23 protein-coding genes and 1 riboswitch are annotated in these 25461 nt (G+C 37.9%); all 23 genes read left to right on the forward strand.

Features of this window, described 5'->3' with window-relative positions; genetic code table 11:
• The 23 genes from OCV53_RS04685 to OCV53_RS04795 all read left to right on the forward strand — a co-directional run bounded on the left by OCV53_RS04685 (nt 1) and on the right by OCV53_RS04795 (nt 25387).
• A complete protein-coding gene (locus OCV53_RS04685; protein WP_055196806.1) occupies nt 1-2382 on the forward strand; it encodes a U32 family peptidase in 2382 nt (793 codons plus the stop codon).
• Between the two features lie 6 nt (nt 2383-2388).
• Nucleotides 2389-3765 carry an FtsW/RodA/SpoVE family cell cycle protein gene (locus tag OCV53_RS04690; RefSeq protein ID WP_055196808.1) on the forward strand — a complete coding sequence of 459 codons (1377 nt, stop codon included), beginning with the start codon at nt 2389-2391 and terminating at the stop codon, nt 3763-3765.
• Nucleotides 3698-5179 (forward strand): peptidoglycan D,D-transpeptidase FtsI family protein, encoded by a 1482-nt coding sequence (locus OCV53_RS04695; RefSeq protein ID WP_055196810.1) that lies wholly within the window; start codon nt 3698-3700, stop codon nt 5177-5179. Before OCV53_RS04690 ends, OCV53_RS04695 begins: the two co-directional genes overlap by 68 nt.
• A gap of 125 nt (nt 5180-5304) precedes the next feature.
• The gene (locus OCV53_RS04700; RefSeq protein WP_008392597.1) at nt 5305-5754 is read left to right on the forward strand and encodes an NUDIX hydrolase; all 450 of its coding nucleotides are present in this window, start codon (nt 5305-5307) and stop codon (nt 5752-5754) included.
• A gap of 134 nt (nt 5755-5888) precedes the next feature.
• The gene (locus tag OCV53_RS04705) at nt 5889-7088 is read left to right on the forward strand and encodes a D-alanyl-D-alanine carboxypeptidase family protein (protein ID WP_055196812.1); all 1200 of its coding nucleotides are present in this window, start codon (nt 5889-5891) and stop codon (nt 7086-7088) included.
• A gap of 111 nt (nt 7089-7199) precedes the next feature.
• Entirely contained in the window at nt 7200-8015 is an 816-nt protein-coding gene (locus OCV53_RS04710; protein WP_055196814.1) for an SDR family oxidoreductase, read from the forward strand.
• Nucleotides 8016-8052: 37 nt separating this feature from the next.
• A complete protein-coding gene (locus OCV53_RS04715) occupies nt 8053-9975 on the forward strand; it encodes a BglG family transcription antiterminator (RefSeq protein WP_055196815.1) in 1923 nt (640 codons plus the stop codon).
• Nucleotides 9976-9993: 18 nt separating this feature from the next.
• Complete coding sequence (locus OCV53_RS04720; protein ID WP_015530380.1) at nt 9994-10443, forward strand: transcriptional regulator GutM; 450 nt, start codon at nt 9994-9996, stop codon at nt 10441-10443.
• 17 nt (nt 10444-10460) lie between these two features.
• Entirely contained in the window at nt 10461-11003 is a 543-nt protein-coding gene (gene srlA, locus OCV53_RS04725; RefSeq protein WP_055196817.1) for a PTS glucitol/sorbitol transporter subunit IIC, read from the forward strand.
• A 34-nt stretch (nt 11004-11037) separates the two neighbouring features.
• On the forward strand, nt 11038-12051 hold the full coding sequence (gene srlE, locus OCV53_RS04730) for a PTS glucitol/sorbitol transporter subunit IIB (protein ID WP_008392589.1): 1014 nt from the start codon (nt 11038-11040) through the stop codon (nt 12049-12051).
• 33 nt (nt 12052-12084) lie between these two features.
• Complete coding sequence (locus OCV53_RS04735) at nt 12085-12438, forward strand: PTS glucitol/sorbitol transporter subunit IIA (RefSeq protein WP_008392588.1); 354 nt, start codon at nt 12085-12087, stop codon at nt 12436-12438.
• A gap of 189 nt (nt 12439-12627) precedes the next feature.
• A complete protein-coding gene (locus tag OCV53_RS04740) occupies nt 12628-13512 on the forward strand; it encodes a metallophosphoesterase (protein ID WP_070097218.1) in 885 nt (294 codons plus the stop codon).
• A gap of 3 nt (nt 13513-13515) precedes the next feature.
• Complete coding sequence (locus tag OCV53_RS04745; protein ID WP_055196820.1) at nt 13516-14256, forward strand: segregation and condensation protein A; 741 nt, start codon at nt 13516-13518, stop codon at nt 14254-14256.
• Nucleotides 14257-14263: 7 nt separating this feature from the next.
• Nucleotides 14264-14857, forward strand: a complete 594-nt coding sequence (scpB, locus tag OCV53_RS04750) for an SMC-Scp complex subunit ScpB (RefSeq protein ID WP_055196822.1) — start codon at nt 14264-14266, stop codon at nt 14855-14857.
• Between the two features lies 1 nt (nt 14858).
• Nucleotides 14859-16604: a biosynthetic-type acetolactate synthase large subunit gene (gene ilvB, locus OCV53_RS04755; protein ID WP_055196824.1), complete on the forward strand. Its 1746-nt coding sequence runs from the start codon at nt 14859-14861 to the stop codon at nt 16602-16604.
• A gap of 11 nt (nt 16605-16615) precedes the next feature.
• Complete coding sequence (gene ilvN, locus OCV53_RS04760; protein WP_055196826.1) at nt 16616-17125, forward strand: acetolactate synthase small subunit; 510 nt, start codon at nt 16616-16618, stop codon at nt 17123-17125.
• A 545-nt stretch (nt 17126-17670) separates the two neighbouring features.
• Nucleotides 17671-18855, forward strand: a complete 1185-nt coding sequence (locus tag OCV53_RS04765) for an acetyl-CoA C-acetyltransferase (protein WP_055196828.1) — start codon at nt 17671-17673, stop codon at nt 18853-18855.
• A 36-nt stretch (nt 18856-18891) separates the two neighbouring features.
• Complete coding sequence (locus OCV53_RS04770; protein ID WP_009263924.1) at nt 18892-19683, forward strand: enoyl-CoA hydratase-related protein; 792 nt, start codon at nt 18892-18894, stop codon at nt 19681-19683.
• Nucleotides 19684-19770: 87 nt separating this feature from the next.
• Nucleotides 19771-20610, forward strand: a complete 840-nt coding sequence (locus tag OCV53_RS04775; RefSeq protein ID WP_055196830.1) for a 3-hydroxybutyryl-CoA dehydrogenase — start codon at nt 19771-19773, stop codon at nt 20608-20610.
• 87 nt (nt 20611-20697) lie between these two features.
• A complete protein-coding gene (locus tag OCV53_RS04780; RefSeq protein WP_008392576.1) occupies nt 20698-21849 on the forward strand; it encodes an acyl-CoA dehydrogenase in 1152 nt (383 codons plus the stop codon).
• A gap of 13 nt (nt 21850-21862) precedes the next feature.
• Nucleotides 21863-22645, forward strand: a complete 783-nt coding sequence (locus tag OCV53_RS04785) for an electron transfer flavoprotein subunit beta/FixA family protein (protein WP_009263922.1) — start codon at nt 21863-21865, stop codon at nt 22643-22645.
• A 24-nt stretch (nt 22646-22669) separates the two neighbouring features.
• Nucleotides 22670-23704, forward strand: a complete 1035-nt coding sequence (locus OCV53_RS04790; protein WP_055196832.1) for an electron transfer flavoprotein subunit alpha/FixB family protein — start codon at nt 22670-22672, stop codon at nt 23702-23704.
• Nucleotides 23705-23867: 163 nt separating this feature from the next.
• Nucleotides 23868-23956, forward strand: a riboswitch (cyclic di-GMP riboswitch).
• 408 nt (nt 23957-24364) lie between these two features.
• Complete coding sequence (locus OCV53_RS04795; protein ID WP_055196834.1) at nt 24365-25387, forward strand: nucleoid-associated protein; 1023 nt, start codon at nt 24365-24367, stop codon at nt 25385-25387.
• Nucleotides 25388-25461: the final 74 nt, after the last annotated feature.

A 25461-nucleotide genomic window follows, 5' to 3' on the forward strand; every position in this document is an offset into this window, starting at 1 on the left:
ATGAGAACAAAGAACAGACCAATTGAAGTATTAGCTCCAGCTGGTTCCATGGAATGCCTAAAAGCAGCAATTCTAAATGGAGCGGATGCCGTCTATTTAGGTGGAGAGATGTTTGGAGCCAGAGCTTATGCCGGGAATTTTAATAAGGAAGAACTATTAGAAGCAATCGATTACGTACATTTGTATGGTAAAAAATTATTTCTTACAGTCAATACTCTGATGAAAGAAGAAGAACTTCCATTACTGCCGGGATTTTTAAAACCTTTTTATGAGCAAGGACTGGATGCGGTGATTGTACAGGATTTGGGAGCTGTATCCGTGATCCGAAAACACTTTCCGAAACTTGAGATTCATGCGAGCACCCAGATGACGATCACAGGGGTTCATGGAGCAAGGATCGCAAAGAAAATGGGTGCAAAACGAGTTGTTCCAGCAAGGGAATTATCTTTGGAAGAGATTCAGGAGATTAAGGATGATACAGGACTTGACATGGAATGTTTTGTTCACGGAGCATTATGCTACTGCTATTCAGGACAGTGTTTTATGAGTAGTATGTTAGGTGGAAGAAGTGGGAATCGTGGGCGATGTGCAGGAACATGCCGTCTGCCATTTTATCTTGACGGGACAAAGAATACAAAGAATGCGTATCCATTAAGTTTGAAAGATTTATGTACCATTGAACATTTACCAGAGATTTTAGATCATGGAGTGGATTCCTTAAAGATTGAAGGACGCATGAAAGGTCCAAGATATGTCGGGGAAGTCACAAGAATCTACCGCAAATACGTAGATCTTTATCTTTCAGAAAAACCATATAAAGTAGAATCCGAGGATCTGAAAATCTTGATGGAAGTATTTAACCGTGGGGGATTTACTGGCGGATATTATAAAGAATATCATGGAAAAGATATGATGAGTATGAAACGGCCAGATCATCAGGGGTTATATGTTGGGAAGATCAGCAAGCTTATGAAAGGTAAGATTTCTTTTACGGCCCAAGAAGATATCCACAAAGGAGATGCTTTGCAGATCCGTATCAATTCAGAAGAAAAAGTAGAACTTACCAGTCCCTCTGAATTTAAAGCAGGCAGCAAGGTTGTTTTAAATGGACAGAAAATGAAGAAACTTCATGAAGGCATGGAAATTAAAAGAACCTTGAATCATCCAATGATCGAACGGATTGATGAAGGATTAAAGCAAAAAAAGAAAGAAAATCTTAAGGGAAAAATCATAATTCAGAAAGATCAGTGTGCTAAACTCATTCTCAAAGACGGAGAAAATCACGTAGAAGTAATTGGTCCAGTGATCGAAGAAGCGAAGAAAAATGGTGCCATGCCAGCAGATATTGAGAAGCTTCTTAAGAAAACAGGACAGACCCACTATACATTTGAAGAATTAGAAGTTGATCTTGGAGAGAACTTGTTCGTACCAGGTTCTGTGCTCAAGAAACTAAGAAAAGAAGCATTTGCACAGATGGATCAGACAAAGATTTTAAAATACAGAAGAACTTACGAAGATCCAGTCAAAGAAAATGATGTAGCAAGCAGTCAGGAACAGGAAGACAGCAAGATACAGATTGCAGTTTCTATGGAGAACCTTGAGTATCTGGATATTGTAACAGAAGACAGGGAAGTAATGAAGATCTATCTTTCATGGATGGAACTCAAACAGCAGGAGGATCCACAATCTATCCTGAATAAAATAAAGACTGCAGGAAAACAGTGTTATCTGATGCTTCCACAGATTGCAAGAAAACGTCAGATGGAAGAATTAAAGGCAAAGAAAGATCTTATATTTACAAATGAAATTGATGGGCTGCTCGTACGCAATTTAGAAGAATTTTCATGGTTGATCGAAGAGGGATATCAAAAGGAAATGATCGCGGATTACATGTTTTATGGATATAACAAAGAGGCTGTCAAAGAATATCAAAGATTATCAGGTATTCAAATTCGAATGACGTATCCATCGGAATTAAACAAAAAAGAGATGGAACAGTTAGAACTTCTGAATGCGGACCTGTTCCTCTATGGTTATCAGCCATTGATGGTGTCTGCACAATGCGTGAAGAATAATCTTCGAGGATGTGATAAGACTCCATCTTGGCTGACATTAAAGGATCGTTACAATGCAAACTTCTTCGTTCACACAAGTTGTTGTGACTGCATCAATGAGATTTATAATGGAAAACCATTGTGGGTTGGAAATGAAGCAGGAATTCTTAATGATCTTCATCCATCCGTGATCCGTTTTCATATTACAAGAGAAAATGAGGTGCAGGTCAAGGAGATTTTAAATGCAGCGAAATCTATACAGAAAGGGGAAAGAGCTTCTCTTGCCACAGAATATACGACAGGGCATTTAAAGAGGGAAGTTTTATAAAACCATATGATAGACATTATTACTACGATAGCAAAATATCTGATCATCATTATGTGTCTGATCTATACACTGTCATGTTATACAGTATTTCGTCCAAAGAATAGAGATAGAAAGGAAGACCTGTTAGACAATCAGGTCATCTATATGTTTGTATTTTTGTTCTTATGTTACATGGTACTGTTTTTGCAGAAATTTGAATTAAAGATCTTGATCTTTTTTGCGGCACAAGTGATCTTTTTCGAGATTTTGATGATCGTATTTCCGAGAATCTATAAAAGATGTTCAAGACCGCTGATCAATAACACCTGTTTTTTGTTAGGAGTTGGGTTTGTGATATTAACAAGATTATCATTTGATCTGGCAATGAAACAGTTTGCGATCGCGGCAGGAAGTGTGATCGTGACAAGTTTTATTCCATTGATGATGCATAAGATCACGATCTGGAATAAATTTGGATGGCTTTATGCAGGGGCAGGATTTTTACTGTTGTCTACAGTATTCGTGTTTGGCATCAACAAGTATGGGGCGTATAACTGGGTCAGCATTGCGGGACTTAAATTTCAGCCTTCTGAATTTGTAAAGATCATCTTTGTGTTCTTTGTTGCAGCACTGCTTTCTAAGGCAAAGGAATTTAAAGATCTGGTAAAGATCACAGTGATTGCAGCATTTTATGTATTAGTGCTTGTTGTTGAGAAGGACTTAGGCGGAGCGTTGCTTTATTTTGTGATCTATCTGATGATGCTTTATGTTGCAACCGCAAAAGCAAGTTACTTATTTGGCGGTTTGGCAGCAGGATCTGTGGCTGCTATTATTGCAGATAAGATCTTTACTCATGTACAGATCCGTGTAGCGGTATGGAAAGATCCGTTTTCCATGATCGAAGGAAGAGGACTTCAGGTCTGTCAATCCTTATTTGCTATTGGAACTGGAAGCTGGTTTGGAATGGGGCTTGGAAACGGACGGCCGTTTGATATTCCGGTCAGGGAATCAGACTTTATCTTTTCTGTGATCTGTGAAGAATTTGGTGTGATCTTTGGAATCTGCCTGATCTTCGTTTTAATGAGCAGTTTTATCCTCTTTATGGATATTTCCACAAGAAGCAGAAAATTGTTTAACAAATTGTTATGCCTTGGATTCGGAGTTTGTTTCTTATTCCAGGTATTCTTAAGTATCGGTGGTGTGACAAAATTCATTCCATCCACTGGAGTTACGATTCCACTCGTAAGTTATGGAGGAACCTCTGTGATCAGTACTTTGATCATTTTTAATATCATACAAGGATTACATATGTTAGCAGATAGCGAGGAAGAAGAATATGAGCATATTAAGGCACAAGAATCAGAAAAACAATATACAAGACAAAACAACCGAAAGAATCAATAAGATAAAGAAGAAAAAGAAAAAAAGAGCAAATCGCCAGATTCTGCAGATTACTTATATATTTGTTGTAGCATTTTTGGCATTGATCGCTTATATTGCACATTTTGTTGCGGTAGATAGTAAAAATGTGGTCACGAATGCGCATAACCGGAGATTACAGTCTATGGCAGAGAAAGTAGTACGAGGAAAGATCATCAGTAGTGATGGAAAAGTGCTGGCACAGACACTTACTGAAAATGGATCAGAAATCAGAGATTATCCTTATGGCAGAATGTTTGCACATGTTGTAGGATATAACGATAAAGGAAAGTCAGGACTGGAATCTGTATGTAATTTTGATCTATTAAAATCGGATGCGAACTTGATGACACAGATCACAAGCAGCTTAAAAGGTGAGAAAAGTATAGGGGATAATGTATACACAACATTAAATACCAAAGTTCAGAAAGCAGCATATTATGCCTTGCAGGGACAAAAAGGAGCGGTTGTTGCGATGGATCCAGAGACAGGAAAGATCTATGCAATGGTATCCAAACCAGATTACAGACCAGCTTACGTCAAAGAAAACTGGACAGAATTAAATACAAGCAAGAATTCTTTGTTGTTAAACCGTGCAACGCAAGGATTATATCCGCCAGGATCAACATTTAAAGTTGTGACGGCATTAGAATATATGAGAGAACATAAAAACACATATAAGAATTTCAAATACCATTGTACTGGATATACAACGGTTGGAACTTTAAAGATTCATTGTTATGGAGGAGAAGCACATGGAACGGTGAATCTTGAACAGGCAATCGAGAAATCCTGTAACTGTGCGTTTGTGCATATGTCAGAAGAGATCAACAAAGGAAAACTCGCAAGTCTTGCAGGAGATCTGATGTATAATTCGAAAGTTCCGATCAATCTTCTTGCAAACAGAAGTCGTTTTGTTCTTGATAAGAAATCAGGAACTAATGAGATGGCACACACTTCGATCGGACAAGGTCAGACTTTGATCACACCACTTGAAAATGCGATGGTCATGTCTGTGATCGCCAATGATGGAGTTGTGATGCAGCCATATCTGGTAGAGAATGTCAAAAATATTGACGGTGGAGTGATCAAGGAAACAAAAGCATCAAAACTATCAGAACCTTTAGAGGCATCGGAATGTGAGACATTAAAGAAAATGTTGAGAAAAGTTGTCACAAAGGGAACTGGAACAAGAGCTTATTCTTCACACTATAATGTATATGGAAAGACAGGATCAGCAGAATATAACAGCGCGAAAGATTCCCACGCATGGTTTATCGGATGTGCCGAAAGAGGCGGGAAAAAGATCGTAGTCAGTGTTCTTGTAGAGGGTGGAGATTCTGGAGGACGAGTTGCGGCGCCAATCGCAGATAAAGTATTTCATGCATTTTTAGATTGATGTTTTCAAAAGAGTAAAACAGATAGCAGTTGAAATCAGTTCACAATCCATGTATAATATTTGTCAGAGAAAGACACACATACTTAGGCGAATAAGATCGTTTAAGAGACAGGAGGTTGTAACTGGTGACAAAAGCAACGAGCTGTGGTGGTGTCGTAATATTTAGAGGAAAGATTTTGCTGTTATACAAAAGTTATAAGAACCGATATGATGGCTGGGTACTTCCGAAAGGTACTGTTGAGCAAGGAGAGACTCACGAGCAGACAGCACTTCGTGAGGTAAAGGAAGAGACAGACGCGGACGCATCAATTATCAAGTATGTAGGGAAAAGTGAATATTCTTTCTATTCATTTCATGAACAGATCATAAAGAGTGTACACTGGTACTTGATGGAATCCGAGAACTATCACTCAAAACCTCAGAAGGAAGAGTTTTTTGTAGACTCAGGGTATTACAAATTTCACGAGGCTTACCACTTATTGAAATTTCCTAATGAGAAAGAGATCTTAAAACAAGCATATGATGAATATAAAAAGTTGAGATCTGCGAATCGTTGGGGTAAGAAAACAAGATAAATGAAGGAAAATCAGAGATATGATCAGAAGATATTTCTGGTTTTCTTTTTTTAAAAAACATATACAGCAAAGAAATTATGTATAAATCTAAGTATCTGCCACTAAACTATAACAAACAGGTTTGAGGTGGATGCATGCAGAAATGGAAAGTGATACTGCTCGTTGCAGCAATACTCGTTCAAAGCTTTCATTGTCCAGTCATGGCAAGAGAGGCAAGATTTTTAGAAACAGCAGCACCAGTACTTGATCTTTCAGCAAAATCAGCAGTAGTTATGGAACAGGAAAGCAAGGAGATCTTATTTGCGAAAGATAAGGATAAAGAACTTGCACCAGCTAGTGTAACGAAAATAATGTCCTTGCTGCTTATTTTTGAAGACTTAAAGCAAGGTAAGATCAAACTTACAGATACGGTTACAGTCAGTGAACATGCAGCATCTATGGGCGGCTCTCAGGTGTTTTTAGAAACAGGAGAGAAGCAGCAGGTACAAACATTGATCAAATGTGTTGTGATCTCAAGTGCGAATGATGCAGTTGTTGCATTGGCAGAGCATGTCTGCGGAAGTGAGGAAGCGTTCGTATCAAGGATGAACAAAAAAGCCAGAGAGCTTGGGATGAAACATACGACATTTCAAAATGCCTGCGGGCTTGATGCAAAAGGACATGTGACAAGTGCATATGATATTGCGTTGATGACGAGAGAACTTGCACAAAGATATCCAGAAGTTTTTAAATATACAAAGATCTGGATGGATACGATCATACATAAAACGAAAAAAGGTGAGAAAGAATTTGGTTTAAGTAACACAAACAAACTGATCCGCCACTACAATGGATGTACAGGAATGAAGACTGGAAGTACAGGGAAAGCAGGATTTTGTCTAAGTGCAACTGCAACAAGAAATAAGATTCATATGATTGCGGTAGTGATGGGGTGTGAAAGCTCTAAAGCAAGGATCAAAGATGCAAGAACTCTTTTGGACTATGGATTTTCAAACTGCCAGCGGATACACAGCGAAACTACAAGAAAAGAAATCGGAAGGATTCCAGTACAAAAGGGTCAGAGATCAGAGGTATCTTGCCAGGAAAAGGTGACTGCTGATCTGATCGATATTAAAACACAGAAGGGAAAGATTGTGAAAAAGATCAAGATAGATTCTGTGAAAGCACCAGTGAAGAAAGGACAGAAGATTGGTGAGATTCAATATAGCAAAGGTAATATTATGATCCATAAAGAAAAGATCCTGGCACAAGAAACAATAAATAAGGCAGATTTTTTGACACAGATTAAAAAAATTTCCACTCAATATTTCTTGATTTTAAGCCATTTTTTGTAATAAGTCCACAAAATTTCTTCACGATGGAAAATGAAAGAATTAAATTTTTTCTTGACGCTCTATATAATGAACTCATGAAGCAAAGAAACACAGATTCAAAGGAGGATTATAATGAGCGAATCTTGGTTAAATCTTGAAGGAAAAACAGTCATCGTAACTGGTGGAGCATCTGGAATCGGAAAAGCAGTTGCACAGGGATTCTTAAATGCAGGATCTAACGTAGTCATTTCTGATATGGCATCTGAAGCACCAGAGATGGACGAAGCAGCAGGAAAATTACTGTATGTGAAAACAGATGTTACAAAAGTAGCAGATGTTGAAGCAATGGTAGAAAAAACCAAAGAAACATTCGGAACGATCGACGTATTAGTAAACAATGCCGGAATTAACATTCCTCGTTTGTTAGTAGATCCAAAAGATCCAAAAGGACAGTATGAATTAGATGAAGCAGTATGGGATAAAGTTTGTAACGTAAACTTAAAAGGTGTATTCTTCTGTGCGCAGGCCGTTGGACGTGTGCTTGTTGAAAAAGGTGAAGGAGTTATCATTAACATGTCTTCTGAAAGTGGTCTGGAAGGATCTGAAGGACAGAGCGTTTACGCAGCAACAAAGAACGCTGTAAACTCTTTAACAAGATCTTGGGCAAAAGAACTTGGAAAACAGGGAGTCAGAGTTGTCGGAGTAGCACCTGGAATCATGGAAGCTACAGGACTTCGTACAATTGCTTATGAATCAGCATTAGCATATACAAGAGGAATCACAGTAGATGACTTAAGAGCTGGATATTCTAAAACATCTACAATTCCACTAGGAAGATCTGGTAAATTATCAGAAGTTGCAGATCTGTGTGTATATCTTGCAAGTCAGAGAGCTTCTTATGTTCATGGAGTTACAGTGAATGTAGCAGGAGGAAAAACAAGAGGTTAAAAACAATTAACCTGTATCAATAGAAAAGAGGATCAATATGAAACAGCTTTTTAACAATGAAAACAGAATCGCAGTTATTTTAAAGAATATCGAAATGCAATCTGTTTGCAGTGTAGAAAGCCTCGCGGCAAAGCTTGATGTGTCGCAAAAAACGATCCGCAATGACATTAAGGAATTGAATTGCCTGCTTGGAGGATACGCATGTATCAGCAATAACAAAGGAACATGTAAACTGATCGTGTTTGCACCGAAAGGTTTTACAGAAATCCGCAATAAGATTTACAAGCAGGAAGACCTTTTTAATTCAAGTCATACAAGAATGGCATATATGTTCTGGCAGCTGATGCATGCCGAGGAACCGTATCTTACCGATGATCTTTCTGAGGAGATGAAAGTTGCCAGAACAACAACGATCGGTGATCTGAACCGATTAAGAAAGGCAATCGAGAAATACGACCTGAAGATCAAAGGAAAAGCAAATACAGGACTGGCTCTTTGTGGTGATGAGTTTAACATTCGCCTATTTATCTTAGAAAATATTTATGAACAACTGTATTTAAATTTCCCACTTGGACAGACAATTCGTGAAAAACTATATGATTTTCAGGAAAGATTATCGATGGATGCCCTAGGGTTTGGTTTCTTTTACAGATTTTTTGTTGTGATGATCCAGAGAATGGAAAGCGGTCATACGATCAAAAAGCTGAAGCCGAAATATGAAGAACTATACGAAAGTTCAGCATATATGATCGTGGATGAGTTCCTTAATGAAATTGAACAGGTCAAAGGATATAAGATATCCAAAGAAGAGCGATTGTTTTTAAGCATATCTGTAGCAGGAATGAGAACACCGGCAAATACAGCAGAGATCGAGCAAAAGATCAGTATTTCGGAAGGTGTTGCAGATCTTATCATTGAAATTTTAGATCGGATCAAAGCAGAACTTAATGTAACAGTTGTAGCAAATGAATTATTTGATGATTTTGTCTATCACGTATTTTTTATGATCAACCGGCTAAAATATGGCTTCCATATTTATAATCCGATGGTTGATAATTTCAAGAACAAATACAGTGTAGCCTATAAGATGGCGGAGATTGCAAAAGGTGTTTTGGAAGAACGCATAGGAATCGAAATGACAGAAGATGAGATGGGATTTCTGGCTGCTTATTTTGGAGTGTTTTTATTAGAGCAGGAACCAGAAGAGAAACGATGCAAGATCGCGATCGTTTGCGGATCTGGAAAGATCATCGGACGTCTGATCGAGAATCAGTTAAAGAAAGTCTTTGATGTAGAACCGGAATTTGAATTTTTCTATGGTATCTTCGATGAAAATCGCAAAGATGATTTTGATTATATTGTTACGACGACAGAATTACATATGGATACGAAAACCCCGATTGTTTTTATGGATGAAGTATTCGATAGAGAATATATTCAACGTAAATTTGAAAATATGAGATATCTTTCTGAAGCAGGACGAACGATCCGAAAGGGAATAGATTCTTTGTTTATGAACTTATTAGATGAAACGAGATTTTTTGTTCTGGATCAAGAAAGTTCATATGATGAGAATGTTGATCGGATGGCAAGGGCACTTACCAATCAGGGAGAACTTGATGCAGGATTTGCCCAGAGAGTGAGAGAACGTGAAAAATATTCAACAATGGTTCTTGACCAGAATATTGCGTTTCCACATACAAAGAATATGCTGCCAAAATTAACATTGGCAATGGGTGTATTTCCAGATATGTTAAAAGATGATAAATACGGAAATATCCGGATCATTATTTTACTGGGAATCCCTGAATCAATGGAAGATGACACAGTACTTGTCAGATTGTATGATGATATTTTGTCGATCGGCAAGAAACCGGATGTCATTCCTAAGATCCAGAAAATGGAAAGCTACAGAGAATTTCTTCTCTATATTGCAGAAGAAAATAATATATTTGAGTAAACGAAAAGGAGGAAGACGATGTCATTTATGGTCATAGCTGTGGCGATGCTTGCAGCATTTTGTCTGCAGTTTTTATTTCAGATGGTGCAGATGAAAAGTTTTAATAAATTTTATACAAAACTTCGAAAAAAAGGCCGGGTTGCCATAGGAAAGGCAAAAGGCGGTTTTCATGCAGGTGCGATCGTTATGTTTGCGATCGATCAGGATGGAGTGATCATAGATGGTTGCTTTATGAGAGGATTTACAATGCTTGCACGATTTAAAAACTGGGATTTCTTTAATGGAATTGATGTTGGAACGATTAAAAAAGATGATTGTGCAACGATCGGTGTATCCTTAAGAAGAGCAGTGCTTAATGCTTCCTCAAATTACAACACGATTATGAGTGGAGGCGAAGTCTTAGAAAAGCCGAGTCTGTTTACAAGAATTGGAGACAAGATTTACGGTGTCAATAAGAAAAAAGCCTGAAATGAAAGGAGAATTATATGAATATCATTATTAAAGGTGCATCAGGATTCATGGGATTGTTTGATACAGGTGCAGAAACATTTGTAAGCTGGGTGTCAGGAATCGTACCAAAGGTATTATTACTGTTAATCTTAATGAATACGATCATCGCCCTGATTGGACAGGAAAGAGTTAATAAATTTGCTAAAGTATGTTCAGGAAACGTAATCCTTGCATATGGAGTATTACCATTTATTTCAGCATTTATGTTAGGAAACCCAATGGCATTATCAATGGGTAAATTCCTTCCAGAAAGAATGAAACCAAGCTATTATGCATCAGCTTCTTATCATTGCCATACAAACAGTGGAATTTTCTCTCATATTAACCCAGGTGAAATCTTTATCTACCTTGGAATTGCACAGGGTGTTCAGAAAGCTGGATTTGATATGACAGAATTAGGTCTTCGTTATATGTTAGTTGGTCTTGTTATGAACTTCTTCTCAGGATGGGTAACAGACTTTACAACAAAGATGGTTATGAAACAGCAGGGAATCGAATTAAGTAACGAATTGAAATAAGATGGATTTACGAGTATAATTAGGAGGAAAAACTATGTCAGAATATAGAGCGATTACGATCACACAGGGAAGCGGTGGATTTGGTGGTCCATTAACAGTAGAACCTAAAGAAGGAAAAGATGTATTATTATATATCACAGGTGGTGGAGCAGAACCTGATATCTTACCTAAAATCGTAGAATTAACAGGATGCCGCCCAGTTAACGGATTTAAGACATCTGTTCCAGAAGAAGAGATCTTCCTTGTGATCATTGACTGTGGTGGAACACTTCGTTGTGGAATTTATCCACAGAAGAGAATTCCAACGATCAATATCAACCCAGTTGGAAAATCTGGACCAATGGCAAAATATATTACAGAAGATATTTATGTATCTGGTGTTAAAAATGATAACATTGCATTGGCAGATGGATCTGCAGCACCTATTTCAGAAGCAGCACCTGCAAAAGAAGAAAAAGACTTCAAATACAGCGCAGATAAGAAAGTATCTGAAACAATGGGAAGCTCATCAAAATCAAGCTTTATCCAGAAAATTGGTATGGGAGCTGGTAAAGTCGTTGCTACTTTCAATAGTGCAGCGAAAGAATCTACAAACACAGTACTTCATACGATCATTCCATTCATGGGATTCGTATCATTGCTGATCGGTATCATTCAGGGATCTGGATTCGGTAACTGGTTTGCTAAATTATTACAGCCATTATGTGGAAATATCATTGGACTTGTAATCTTAGGATTTATTTGTTCTATTCCATTCTTAAGCTGTCTGCTTGGACCTGGAGCTGTAATTGCTCAGATCGTCGGAACATTGATCGGTGTAGAAATTGGTAAAGGAAACATTGAACCAAGCCTTGCACTTCCAGCATTATTTGCAATCAATACACAGTGTGCTTGTGACTTCGTTCCAGTAGGACTTGGACTTGCAGAAGCAGATCCTGAAACAGTAGAAGTTGGTGTACCAGCTGTACTGTACTCAAGATTTATCACTGGTGTACCTCGAGTTATCGTTGGTTACTTAGCAAGCTTTGGATTATATGCAGCAAAATAAAAATAATTATTAGTGAGAAAGGAAAGTAGTATTATGTATCAGGTAACGATTAAAGGAAAAGGAGCTATGGTAGACGCATTTAGAGAAGAAGGGATCTTCGTTACATTTGGTGATAACGCACCAGATACTCTGAAAGATTTCTGCTATTCCATCGATGTAAATCCAGTAGATGGAGAAGTAACTCCTGGATGTAAACTTGTAATTGACGGTAAAGAATTCAAGATTGTAAAAGTTGGAGAAGTTGCCAACGAGAATCTGAAGAATTTAGGACATGTTACATATAACTTCGGTGGAGAAGACGCTGAGTGTCTTCCAGGAACTATCTGCATGGAAAAGGCCGAGCTTCCAGCACTTGATATCGGAAGCACGATCGCAATCGTAAAATAAGGCTGCTTTCCAGACAGTAATATTATAATGAGAAAAAGAGGATGTCAGAATCTGGGCATTCTCTTTTTTTGTACAATATTCCTAAAGATGTTGTGCTATGGGTTGTTTTTTTTTGCTATATCTAGTAAAATAGGAAAAAGACATTTACGAATCAGAAGATGGATTGGGAAACAGAGAGAAGGAGTGTTTATGATTCCTTTATGGATATGGATCATAGCAGTGCTGTTGGTTGTGGGGATTGCCGTGGCAGTGCTTTTAAGCAGTTATGAAAATAAGAGATTGACAGTTGAATATTACGAAATAGAGTCAGAAAAGATTCCAGAAGCATTTGATGGATATCGGATCGTGTTTTTAACAGATCTGCATTGTGCACAGTTTGGAGAGAATAATCAGGAATTGATCGAACGAATTGATGAATGCAGACCGGATATGATCCTGGTTGGAGGAGATATGGTAATAAGCCGCGAATCTTCGAATGAGGAAGTGCCGCTTGCACTGATGAAAGAGTTATCTGCAAAGTATCCGATCTATTATGCGGATGGAAACCACGAACTGAAACTTGCAAGGAATGAAGAAATCTTTGGTGTGCGTTATAAAGATTATGTTCATAGTCTGAAAGAGTATAACATACATCACATTTCGAATGAAACGATCGTAATTCAGTCAGAGACTGGATTTATTTCTTTAACTGCGTTTGATCTTGAGAAGAAATATTATCAGAGATTTCATGTACCGCGCATGCCGCTTTCTCATATGGAATCTGTGGTAGGAAGTTCTCCAGGAAACATTTTTCATATTTTATTAGCACATAACCCAAACTATTTAAAAACATATGCAGATTGGGGCAGTGATCTTGTCTTAGCTGGTCATTTCCATGGAGGAATGGTAAGAATTCCGAAATTTGGAGGTGTGATCTCACCGCAATTTCAGATTTTTCCAAAATACGATGCAGGAGAGTTTCATGAGGGAAAGACAACGATGATCTTAAGCCGTGGACTTGGAAACCATTCCATCAAATTAAGATTGTTTAATAAACCAGAGATTTCATGCATTGAATTAAAGAAGAGAGACTGATTTATGGGAATAGATATTAAGGTAAATGCATTTGAAGGACCATTAGATCTTCTGTTGCATCTGATCGAGAAGAATAAAGTGGATATTTATGATATTCCAATCTCTGAGATCACAAGCCAGTATCTTGATTATATCCGCTCTATGGAAGAGGAAGATCTTGATGTGATGAGTGACTTTCTCGTTATGGCAGCCACATTATTAAAGATCAAGGCGAAGATGTTGCTTCCAGTGAAGGAAGAAGAGGAAGAAGAAGGAGATCCGAGAGAAGAACTTGTAAGAAGACTGATTGAATATAAGATTTATAAATATGCCTCTTTACAGTTGAAAGAACGAGAGATGACGGCAGAGAAGAGTTTTTTTAGATCACCAGATATTCCACCGCAAGTACTTGCATACAGAGAAGAGATCGATCCTGTGCAGATGTTATCAGAGGTAACTTTACAGAGGATTTCTGAAGTTTTTCAGTTTGTGATGAGAAAACGACAGGATAAGTTAGATCCGATCCGAAGCGAATTTGGGGAGATCAAGCAGGAAGAGATCAAATTAGAAGATAAGATCACGGAAGTGTATAATTATATTATACAATATAAAGAAGTGAACTTTTATGACCTTCTAAACGAACAGGAGACAAAAGAAGCAGTGATCGTCACATTTCTGGCGGTTCTTGAATTGATGAAGACAGGAAAGATTTACGTTCAACAGGAAAATATCGAAGATGATATTTTCATACGGGCACTGGAGTAATGAATTTATGAAGAATAAACTTGCAGCGATCGAAGGAATTTTATTTTCGATGGGAACAAGTGTGACAAGGCGGCAGCTGATGGAGGCACTTGAGATAGATGATGAACAGTTTGATGAGTTGATCAAACTGTTACAGACAGAATATGACAAAGAAGAGAGAGGAATCCGGTTATTGGAACTGGATGATGCTTATCAGCTTTGTACCAAAACAGAATATTATGGATCATTGATAAGAATTGTGAATCATCCAAAGAAACCAAGGCTTACGGATGTAATGCTTGAGACTTTATCGATCATTGCTTATAAGCAGCCAGTAACGAAACAAGAGATTGAAGCGATCCGAGGTGTGAAATGCGATCATCCGATCAACAAGCTGTTAGAATACCGGCTGATCAAAGAGGCTGGACGGCTGGATGCGATCGGGCGTCCGATCTTGTTTCGTACGACAGAAGAATTTTTGAGATGTTTTGGAGTAAAATCAACAGATGATCTTCCAGTTGTTGGAGAAGAACAGGTGGAAGATTTTAAAATACAGGCTCAGGAAGAAGTGAAATATACACTAGATGAGACTAATCTGGAAGAAGAGATGGAGGAGATATAGTATGGGCAAAATGACAGGAAATGAATTTCTGGTAAAGGCATTACAGGAAGAAGGCGTAGAGAAGATCTTTGGATACCCGGGTGCGTGTGTCATTGATATTTTTGATGAAATCTATAAGCAGGATCAAGTAGAACTGATTCTTCCAAGACATGAGCAGGGGTTGATCCATGCGGCAGATGGATATGCAAGAGCTACAGGAAAAGTTGGTGTCTGTCTGGCAACAAGTGGACCAGGTGCCACAAACCTTGTTACAGGAATAGCAACAGCGAATTATGACAGTGTGCCATTGGTGTGTTTTACAGGACAGGTTGCCACAAATCTGATCGGTAATGATACATTTCAGGAGATCGATATTGTCGGAGTTACAAGAAATATCGCGAAATTTGTTATAGTTGTCCGTAAAAGAGAGGATTTGAATCGCCTGATCAAAGAGGCATTTTATATTGCAAGAACAGGGAAACCGGGACCAGTCTTATTAGATCTTCCAAAAGATGTGATGGCAGAATTAGGAAGTGATGAATATCCAGAGGAAGTCAATATCCGTGGATATAAACCAAACACGAAACCACACCATGGACAGATTCTTCGTGCAATGAATATGATCTATGATGCGAAACGTCCATTATTCTTAATTGGTGGAGGTGCGAAGATCGCAGGGGCACAAGAAGAGATGTGCAAATTAATGGAAACATTAAAGGTTCCAGTTGTTACAACGATCATGGGACGAGGAATCGTACCAACAAATCATGAATTATATTATGGAAATATTGGTATGCATGGAAATTATGCTGCAAATCAGGCAGTAAATGGTTGTGACCTGTTGATTTCCATTGGAACAAGATTTAATGACCGAATTACAGGAAAACTTGGAACATTTGCATCGGATGCCAAGATCATTCATATTGATATTGATACAGCGGCGATCTCTAAGAACGTTACAGTTGATGTGCCATTGGTAGGAGATGCAAAAGAAGCCATCGCATTAATGTTGTCTATTGCAGAAAATGAAGAACCATGTAAAGTAGATGAATGGCTGTCAAGAATGAATGAATGGCATGAACAAAAGCCATTAGTAATGGAAGAAAAAGAAAAATTAGTTCCAAAACAGGTCATTGATGCGATCAATGAGTACTTTGATGAACCAATTGTTACAACAGACGTTGGACAGAATCAGATGTGGACGACACAGTTCTTACAACTATATGGAAGACGACAGATGCTGACATCTGGTGGACTCGGAACGATGGGTTATGGTCTTCCAGCAGCAATTGGTGCAGCAATTGGTAATCCAGGAAGAGAAGTTGTTTGTGTATCTGGAGATGGTGGATTTCAGATGAATTCCCAGGAGATCGCGACAGCTGTGATTCAGGAACTTCCTATTACAATCTGTATTTTAAATAATGGGTATCTTGGAATGGTGAGACAGTGGCAGGATCTCTTCTATGATAAAGCATATGCAGGTACATGTTTAAGAAGAAGAAAGAGTTGTGAACATCATTGTGATGGAGATTTTTCAAAATGTCCGCCATATACACCAGATTTTGTAAAACTTGCTGAAAGTTATGGAGCACAGGGGATCAGAGTCTTTAAGAAAGAAGAAATTATCCCAGCATTTGAGAAAGCAAAAGCGAAAACAGATGGGCCAACGATCATTGAATTTATCATTGAGAATGAAGAACTTGTTATGCCAATGGTGAAACCAAATGGATCTATCACAGATCTGATCATGGAACGTGGAGAAGAATAGGAGGAATGAAAATGGATAATCAGATGGAAAGAAGATGGCTTTCCTTGTTCGTAGAAAACCGTGTTGGTGTTCTTGCAAGAATTTCCGGACTATTCTCTGGAAAAGCCTACAATATACACAGTCTTACAGTTGGAGAAACAGAAGATCCAACAATGTCTCGTATGACGATCTGTATTGATGCAGATGAAAAGACATTTGAACAGGTCAAGAAACAGTTAAATCGAAGCGTGGAAGTTATTAAAGTTATTGACTATACAGATACATCGATCCGAACAAAGGAAATCATGTTTATCAAAGTGAAAAGTCTTACAGAGAAGCAGATGGCAGAGATCTTCCAGATGGCAGAAGTGTTCCGTTTCCTGATCAAGGATATGGGAAAAGACAGCTTATTAATAGAAGCAATTCGTACAGAGACAAAGAATGATTCTATTTTAAAGGTGTTTAAAGAACGTTATACAAATATTGAAGTAGTCAGAGGTGGTCCGGTAGCGATCGATTGTATCAGCATGCAGGATCGTTAATGATCAGAAGACAATAATATAGAAGAGAAAAGAGAGTTTGGCGTTTTAACGCACACACCAAGCTCTCTTTTTTGCGTGTACAGAAATAAGTTTTTAAAAAATATGGGGATTTTTCATAGGAATAAAAAGTTTTTTCTTTCAATGAAAAAATACAGGGATGTGTTAAGTTAGACATGTTGAAAGTGAAGTAAATTTAACAAAAAATCAATTTATAAAGAGTATAAATATATTTATATTGTAAAAATTGTTATTTTTTTCACGAAAAAATCAGGATTATTTCATAGAAAATACAAGAAAGTTATCAATTCGGTGAGAAAGTGTCATAAGTTATGTCGGATTGTGTTAAAAAAAATACAATCCGACAAGGGTATTGTATACATCAAAAAAATACGTATTTATGCGGTTTTTGGCACTTTGCACAATTTATTGAAAATCTTTTTAAAAAATAGCAATTGAAAATGAGAAAAGATTGTGATAGTATTAACATATCGGCGAGAGAGAAGATCGCCAAAGTATAATAATCAAGAATATGGAGGAAAATTGATATGGCAAAGAAAGTAGTTATCGCAGGAGCATGCCGTACAGCGATTGGTAAAATGGGTGGAGTACTCAGCACAGTACCAGCAGTAGACATGGGATCAATCGTAATCAAAGAAGCATTAAAGAGAGCAGGAGTTCCAGCTGATCAGGTAGACCATGTATACATGGGATGCGTTATCCAGGCAGGATTAGGACAGAACGTTGCTCGTCAGGCTTCCTTAAACGCAGGACTTCCAATTGAAACACCAGCAGTTACAGTTAACGTAGTATGTGGATCAGGATTAAACTGTGTAAACATGGCAGCACAGATGATTCAGGCAGGAGATGCTGATATCGTTGTTGCCGGTGGTATGGAAAGCATGTCAATGGCTCCATTTGCATTACCAAAAGCACGTTTCGGATATCGTATGAACAACGGAACACTGGTAGATACAATGGTTAACGATGCATTAACAGATGCATTCAATCACTATCACATGATGATCACAGCTGAAAACGTAGCAGAACAGTGGGGATTAACTCGTGAAGAATTAGATGAGTTTGCAGCAGCTTCTCAGCAGAAAGCAGTCGCAGCTCAGGAATCAGGAAGATTCAAAGATGAGATCGTTCCTGTAGAAGTAAAACAGAGAAAGAAAACAGTTATCGTAGATACAGACGAAGGACCAAGACCTGGAACAACAGCTGAATCTTTAGCAGGATTAAGATGCTGTTCAGGAAAAGAAGGTGGAATGGTTACAGCTGGTAACGCATCAGGAATCAACGATGGTGCAGCAGCAGTCGTAGTAATGAGCGAAGAAAAAGCTAAAGAATTAGGTGTTACACCAATGGCTACATATGTAACAGGAGCTCTTGGTGGTGTAGATCCATCTATCATGGGTGTTGGACCAGTAGCTTCTACAAAGAAAGCTTTAGCAAAAGCAAACTTAACAATTGACGATATGGACTTAATCGAAGCAAACGAAGCTTTCGCAGCACAGTCTGTAGCAGTAGCAAGAGATCTGAAATTCGATATGAGCAAAGTAAACGTAAACGGTGGAGCAATCGCTCTTGGACATCCAGTAGGAGCTTCAGGATGCCGTATCTTCGTTACACTGCTTCATGAAATGCAGAAGAGAGACGCTAAGAAAGGTCTTGCAACACTTTGCATCGGTGGTGGAATGGGTTGCACAACTATCGTTGAAAGAGACTAATTAATTATAGATAATTAGGAAAGGAGAATTCTTAGAATGGAATTCGTTACATATGAGCAGGATGGTTTTGTAGGTGTTGTAACAATCAATCGTCCAAAAGCATTAAACGCATTAAACAGTGAAGTATTAAAAGAGATCGAAGCAACTTTTGATGCAATTGACTTAGATGCAACAAGAGCCGTTGTATTAACAGGTGCTGGAGATAAATCTTTCGTTGCCGGTGCTGACATCGGAGAGATGAGTACATTAACAAAAGCAGAAGGAGAAGCTTTCGGTAAGACAGGAAACGATGTATTCCGCAAGATCGAAACATTCCCTATTCCAGTTATCGCAGCAGTCAATGGATTCGCTTTAGGTGGTGGATGTGAGATTTCCATGAGTTGTGATATCAGAATCTGTTCTGAAAACGCAATCTTTGGACAGCCTGAAGTTGGTCTTGGAATCACACCAGGATTCGGTGGTACACAGAGACTTGCTCGTATCGTCGGAGTTGGAAAAGCCAAAGAAATGATCTATACAGCATTTAACATCAAAGCTGAAGAAGCTTACAGAATCGGACTTGTGAATGCAGTATATCCACAGGAGGAATTATTAGCAGCAGCTAAGAAATTAGCTAACAAGATCGCATCTAATGCACCAATCGCAGTACGTGCATGTAAGAAAGCAATCAACGAAGGCCTTCAGGTAGATATGGATCAGGCAATCGTTGTTGAAGAAAAAGCTTTTGGAAGCTGTTTTGAAACAGAAGACCAGAAAGCAGGAATGGGTAACTTTTTAGAGAAAGATAAATCTAAGAAATTAAAAGTTGTTCCTTTCCAGAACAAATAATAATGAAATTTAATATATTTTCAGTCTGCGGTATTTTCTGCAGACTGGAAAAACACATAATAAAATAATTTTACAGGAGGAATTATAATGAAAGTTGGAGTAATCGGCGCTGGAACAATGGGTAGCGGAATCGCACAGGCATTTGCACAGACAGAAGGATATGAAGTATGCTTATGTGATATTAATGAAGAATTTGCAGCAAACGGAAAAGCTAAAATCGCAAAAGGTTTAGAAAAACGTGTTGCAAGAGGAAAAATGGAACAGGCAACTGTAGATGCTATCTTAGCAAAGATCACAACAGGTGTAAAAGATATCTGTACAGACTGCGATTTAATCGTAGAAGCAGCTATTGAAAACATGGAAATCAAAAAACAGACATTCAAAGAATTACAGGATATCTGTAAAGCAGATGCTATCTTTGCTACAAATACATCTTCTTTATCAATCACAGAAATTGGTGCAGGACTTGATCGTCCAATGATCGGTATGCATTTCTTTAACCCAGCTCCTGTTATGAAACTGGTTGAAGTTATCGCTGGTATCAACACACCAAAAGAAGTTGTTGATAAGATCAAAGCAATCGCTGAAGAAATCGGTAAAACACCTGTACAGGTTGAAGAAGGTGCTGGATTCGTAGTTAACAGAATCTTAATTCCTATGATCAACGAAGCAATCGGAATTTATGCTGATGGAGTAGCTTCTGTAGAAGGTATTGATACAGCTATGAAATTAGGAGCAAACCATCCAATGGGACCTTTAGCTTTAGGTGATTTAATTGGATTAGACGTTTGCCTTGCAATCATGGAAGTACTTTACAATGAATTCGGTGATACAAAATATCGTCCACATCCATTATTAAGAAAGATGGTTCGTGGAGGATTATTAGGATGTAAAACTGGTAAAGGATTCTACGATTACAGCAAGTAAGAAAAAGAGCTTTTCTTTTGCATCCGGAGATGGTGAACTCCGGATGCAGAAGTTAACTTTATAGAAATCATGATGGAGGAATAAAGAATGGATTTCACATTAAGTAAGAAACATGAAATGGCAAGAACTCTTTTCAAAGAGTTTGCTGAAAAAGAAGTAAAGCCTCTTGCACAGGACGTGGATGAAAATGAACAGTTTCCAGTTGAAACTGTAGCAAAAATGGCTAAAGCAGGATTCTTAGGTATTCCAGTTCCTAAAGAATATGGTGGACAGGGATGCGATCCATTAACATACGTTATGTGTGTTGAAGAATTATCAAAAGTTTGTGGTACAACAGGTGTTATCGTTTCTGCACATACATCTCTTTGTATCGATCCAATCCAGACTTTTGGTACAGAAGAACAGAAGAAAAAATATATCCCAGATTTAGCATCTGGTAAGAAATTAGGAGCTTTTGGTCTGACAGAACCAGGTGCTGGTACAGATGCACAGGGACAGCAGACAAAAGCTGTATTAGACGGAGACGAATGGGTATTAAACGGATCTAAGTGCTTCATTACAAATGGTAGCTACGCAGACGTTTATATTGTAATCGCAGTAACAGGTGTTGTTGAAAAACGCGGAAGAAAGATGAAAGAAATTTCTGCATTCATCGTAGAAAAAGGAACTCCAGGTTTCACATTCGGAACAAAAGAAAAGAAAATGGGTATCCGCGGATCAGCTACATATGAATTAATTTTTGAAGACTGCCGTATTCCAAAAGAAAATCTGTTAGGAAAACAGGGTAAAGGTTTCGGTATCGCAATGCATACTCTTGATGGAGGACGTATTGGTATCGCTTCTCAGGCTCTTGGACTTGCAGAAGGTGCTTTAGAAAGAACAATCGAATATGTAAAAGAAAGAAAACAGTTCGGACGTTCTATCGGACAGTTCCAGAATACACAGTTCCAGTTAGCTGATATGGCAACAAAAGTAGAAGCTGCAAAACAGTTAGTATACAAAGCTGCTATGGCTAAAGCTACTCAGAAAGTATACAGTGTTGAAGCTGCTATGGCTAAATTATATGCAGCAGAAGTTGCTATGGAAGTAACAACAAAAGCTGTTCAGTTACATGGTGGTTACGGATACATCAGAGAATACGATGTAGAACGTATGATGCGCGATGCTAAGATCACAGAAATCTACGAAGGAACATCTGAAGTTCAGCGTATGGTTATTTCTGGAAACTTATTGAAATAGGGAGGTACTTACCGTGAAGATAGTTGTTTGTGTAAAACAGGTACCAGATACAAAAGGTGGAGTTAAATTCAACCCAGATGGTACATTAGACAGAGGTGCTATGCTTACTATCATGAACCCAGATGACAAAGCTGGATTAGAAGCAGCACTTAGAATTAAAGATGAATATGGAGCTGAAGTTACAGTTCTTACAATGGGACTTCCAAAAGCTGACGAAGTTCTTCGTGAAGCTATGGCAATGGGTGCTGACAAAGGTATCCTTGTAACTGACAGAGTATTAGGAGGAGCTGACACATGGGCAACTTCTACTACATTAGCTGGAGCATTAAGAAATCTTGATTATGACCTGATCATCACAGGACGTCAGGCTATCGATGGTGATACAGCTCAGGTTGGACCACAGATTTCTGAACATCTTGATATTCCAGTTATCTCTTATGCAGAAGACATTAAAATTGACGGTGACAGCGTAGTTGTTCAGCGTCAGTATGAAGATAGATACCACATCTTAAAAGCTAAAATGCCTTGCTTAGTTACAGCATTAGCTGAATTAAACGAGCCAAGATATATGACTCCAGGTGGAATCTTTGATGCATATGATGCAGAAGTAACTGTTTGGGGAAGAAAAGACCTTAAAGATGTAGATGATTCTAACCTTGGTCTTGCTGGATCTCCAACTAAGATCGCAAAAGCATCTGACAAAGTAAGAAAAGGTGCTGGAGAAAAAGTTACACTTGATCCAGAAGAAGCAGTAGATTATATCATGGATAAATTAGCTGAAAAACATGTAATTTAGTGAAAAGGAAAAGTGGTGAATAAAATGGGTTTAGAAGAATATAGAGGCGTATACGTCTTTGCACAGCAGGTAGATAACGAATTAAGCGGAATCGCATTCGAATTACTTGGAAAAGCAAAAGACTTAGCAAAAGACTTAGATACAGACGTAACTGCTGTTCTTGTAGGTTCTGACGTTAAAGGATTAGTAGATGATCTTGCAAAATACGGTGCTGATAAAGTAATCGTAGTTGACGATCCAGAATTAAAAGAATACAGAACAGAACCATATACACATGCATTAGCATCTGTAATCAATGAATACAAACCAGAAATTATGTTAGTTGGTGCGACAGCAATTGGTCGTGACCTTGGACCTCGTGTATCTGCACGTGTTCAGACAGGTTTAACAGCTGACTGTACAGTTCTTGAAATCGGTGATTTCCCATTAAGAGCAATCCCAGGAAAAGAACAGAAACATAATCAGTTATTAATGACTCGTCCAGCATTCGGTGGAAACACAATCGCAACAATCGCTTGCCCAGACAACAGACCTCAGATGGCAACAGTTCGTCCTGGTGTTATGCAGAAGATCGATCCTATTGAAGGAGCAAAAGCTGAAGTTATCGAATACAATCCTGGATTTACTCCAGACAACAAATACGTTGAAATCGTTGATATCGTTAAATCTGTTACAGATACAGTAGATATCATGGACGCTAAGATCTTAGTATCTGGTGGACGTGGAGTTGGAGAAGAAGGATTCGGAATGTTAAGAGAATTAGCAGATGTTCTTGGAGGAGAAGTAAGCTGTTCTCGTGCCGTTGTAGATAACGGATGGCAGCCAAGAGATATTCAGGTTGGACAGACAGGAAAAACTGTACGTCCTAACGTATACTTCGCAATCGGTATTTCTGGAGCAATCCAGCATGTTGCAGGTATGGAAGAATCTGATATCATCATTGCAATCAACAAAGATGAGACAGCTCCTATCTTTGATGTAGCTGATTACGGAATCGTTGGAGACTTAAACAAGATCGTACCAGCTTTAACAGAAAAATTAAGAGCAGTTGTTAAATAATCAACTTTTGAGAATTTAATCCTTAAGTAGTCCGCGGTAATTTTATCGCGGACTTTTTATATGTATAAGGAAAGAAAACTATTATAAATATTAATAACTAAGAAAAAGATGATTGACATTATTTATGAATCATGATATTATATATGTAAATAAAAGTTCATATTTATTCATAGGGCAAACCTGTTGAAAGGCAGGGACGCAAAGCCAAAGGGTCTAAGGTCTTTTTAGAGATTATGACAGCCGGTTGCCACATTTAACATTAAGGGAATGTGATATGGATATTTTATCCTGATAGAGGCAACCGTTATAGATTATGAGATTATTCTATATACGGTTTTTTATTTTTAGGAAATAGGGAGCCTGAAGATAACATTTTGCCACGAGTAAGATATCAATGAGTGGATCCTATAGAGAATATGGAATTTTACATTTCTCACTGATTTGTTTTTGTGAAGGGGTTCGCAGAAAGAATCACTGACAGTGGGTTGCCAGTTTTATGTAGTGAGGATACATGGGGATTTTTCATATTAGCAGAAGTCATGGTGTAGGGAACCATGACTTTTTTGTTATAAAATTTTTTTCTGCGAACCAGGATTATCTTTTGCCTAAAAAGAGTCGATATGATAAAATACAAGGAATAAAAACAAAAAGGAGATAAAGATGGAACATATACAGAAAGACGATATTATCATCAGAAAAGGAATTTTACATATATTAGATAGTCATACAGGTTACCTTGGGCTATCCAGCCAGCTTCTTGATATGGGACCAGATCTTATGGAATTTGTCAGAGGGCATATTTTTAAGATTATGGAAAGTGATGATGCGAAAAGATGTCAGTTTGATGGCAGTGTTTCACCAATTTTAAGTCTGTTAGAAAGCATGGATGAGACCGATGACGAGAGTTTTATTGAGGCAACGAGAATACTTGGAGAAAATTTATTTGACATCATGTGTGATAGTGTTACAATCCCAGCAGGAGATTTACTTTGTGTTACATTTCAAGTTCAAAGTGTAGTTCATCTGGCATTGCTAAAAATGAATTATAAGGTGACATATGTGCATCAGGAAGAAGAAGATGTACAGGCAAATGATATCGTGAAACAAAGAGTTATGCCGACAGATTCGGCAAAACTTACAGAAGCAGTTATTATTGATCTGTCAGAATATAAAGTGCGATTGGTAGAAAAGAAATATGAGATGTTAAATGGAGATAAGATCAATTATCTGTCAGAACGTTTTTTACAATGTTATGCAGATCTTGCACCAAAAAAGAAATTTCAGATTTTAAATAAAGTCATCAATGATATCAACAATCATTATCCAGAAGATGGTATTGCAAAAAGGCTGGATATGAAAAGCCGTTTAAGAGAAGAATTTTCAGAGAATCAGGCGTTTAAAGTTAATGAGATCGGAGATAAACTTTTTGGAAATCATCAAGGAAAGAAACAGGAATTTGATGAGAAGATTGAACGATACGATATGCAGTATGATACATTTACTGTAGCAAAGGAAAATACAGTAAAGAGACTTGAATATCAGATGCTAGAAACAGATACAGGGATTGAGATTAAGATTCCAATGGAAGAATATAATATGAAAGATAATGTTGAGATCATTGAAGAATCAGGTGGTGGAAGCACGATCATCATTAAGAATATTGAGAGCGTAAAAATTAAATAAAAACAAATCCCGAATCCAACAGAATGAATGGATTCGGGATTTTTAAAATTTGGAAAATTTAAAAAACTATTAAA

Origin of the sequence: Anaerostipes amylophilus (genome assembly GCF_025567365.1) — a bacterium.
In the GTDB taxonomy this organism is placed as follows: Bacteria; Bacillota; Clostridia; order Lachnospirales; family Lachnospiraceae; genus Anaerostipes; species Anaerostipes amylophilus.

Coding starts and splice junctions, on each gene's coding strand:
- OCV53_RS04685 (WP_055196806.1), top strand. CDS start 1: ATGAGAACAAAGAACAGACCAATTGAAGTATTAGCTCCAGCTGGTTCC.
- OCV53_RS04690 (WP_055196808.1), top strand. CDS start 2,389: ATGATAGACATTATTACTACGATAGCAAAATATCTGATCATCATTATG.
- OCV53_RS04695 (WP_055196810.1), top strand. CDS start 3,698: ATGAGCATATTAAGGCACAAGAATCAGAAAAACAATATACAAGACAAA.
- OCV53_RS04705 (WP_055196812.1), top strand. CDS start 5,889: ATGCAGAAATGGAAAGTGATACTGCTCGTTGCAGCAATACTCGTTCAA.
- OCV53_RS04710 (WP_055196814.1), top strand. CDS start 7,200: ATGAGCGAATCTTGGTTAAATCTTGAAGGAAAAACAGTCATCGTAACT.
- OCV53_RS04715 (WP_055196815.1), top strand. CDS start 8,053: ATGAAACAGCTTTTTAACAATGAAAACAGAATCGCAGTTATTTTAAAG.
- OCV53_RS04720 (WP_015530380.1), top strand. CDS start 9,994: ATGTCATTTATGGTCATAGCTGTGGCGATGCTTGCAGCATTTTGTCTG.
- srlA (WP_055196817.1), top strand. CDS start 10,461: ATGAATATCATTATTAAAGGTGCATCAGGATTCATGGGATTGTTTGAT.
- srlE (WP_008392589.1), top strand. CDS start 11,038: ATGTCAGAATATAGAGCGATTACGATCACACAGGGAAGCGGTGGATTT.
- OCV53_RS04735 (WP_008392588.1), top strand. CDS start 12,085: ATGTATCAGGTAACGATTAAAGGAAAAGGAGCTATGGTAGACGCATTT.
- OCV53_RS04740 (WP_070097218.1), top strand. CDS start 12,628: ATGATTCCTTTATGGATATGGATCATAGCAGTGCTGTTGGTTGTGGGG.
- OCV53_RS04745 (WP_055196820.1), top strand. CDS start 13,516: ATGGGAATAGATATTAAGGTAAATGCATTTGAAGGACCATTAGATCTT.
- scpB (WP_055196822.1), top strand. CDS start 14,264: ATGAAGAATAAACTTGCAGCGATCGAAGGAATTTTATTTTCGATGGGA.
- ilvB (WP_055196824.1), top strand. CDS start 14,859: ATGGGCAAAATGACAGGAAATGAATTTCTGGTAAAGGCATTACAGGAA.
- ilvN (WP_055196826.1), top strand. CDS start 16,616: ATGGATAATCAGATGGAAAGAAGATGGCTTTCCTTGTTCGTAGAAAAC.
- OCV53_RS04765 (WP_055196828.1), top strand. CDS start 17,671: ATGGCAAAGAAAGTAGTTATCGCAGGAGCATGCCGTACAGCGATTGGT.
- OCV53_RS04770 (WP_009263924.1), top strand. CDS start 18,892: ATGGAATTCGTTACATATGAGCAGGATGGTTTTGTAGGTGTTGTAACA.
- OCV53_RS04775 (WP_055196830.1), top strand. CDS start 19,771: ATGAAAGTTGGAGTAATCGGCGCTGGAACAATGGGTAGCGGAATCGCA.
- OCV53_RS04780 (WP_008392576.1), top strand. CDS start 20,698: ATGGATTTCACATTAAGTAAGAAACATGAAATGGCAAGAACTCTTTTC.
- OCV53_RS04790 (WP_055196832.1), top strand. CDS start 22,670: ATGGGTTTAGAAGAATATAGAGGCGTATACGTCTTTGCACAGCAGGTA.
- OCV53_RS04795 (WP_055196834.1), top strand. CDS start 24,365: ATGGAACATATACAGAAAGACGATATTATCATCAGAAAAGGAATTTTA.